Here is a 249-nt window from a genome sequence, read left to right as displayed (position 1 = left end):
CGAACGAGCAGTTCGGCGCGACGAACGACCGCGAGTTCTTCCTCCGGGAGTTCTCCGCGGGCGAGGGACCGGCCGACTTCGGCCCGGGGCGGTATCTCTCGACCGAGTGGGAAGACGACAATCGCTCGCAGATTAATCAGGTGCGGGTGAAGTACGGCGCGAACGGCAACGAGGAGGTGGTCGTCTCGGATAAGGCGGCACAGGCGGCCCTCGGCGAGTCGATCGGGTCGGACTCGGGGGTGATTCTCG

At 66.3% G+C, this 249-nt stretch carries 1 protein-coding gene; it reads left to right on the top strand.

The genetic code is table 11. The features are described 5' to 3' along the window. A partial coding sequence (locus ACP7FG_RS13140; RefSeq protein WP_439226651.1) for a hypothetical protein occupies window positions 1-249 on the top strand: 249 nt, incomplete at both ends.

The sequence above is a fragment of the Idiomarina sp. ST10R2A5 genome (assembly GCF_051842325.1).
In the GTDB taxonomy this organism is placed as follows: Bacteria; Pseudomonadota; Gammaproteobacteria; order Enterobacterales; family Alteromonadaceae; genus Idiomarina; species Idiomarina abyssalis.
This window is presented reverse-complemented; position numbering and strand designations above follow the sequence as displayed.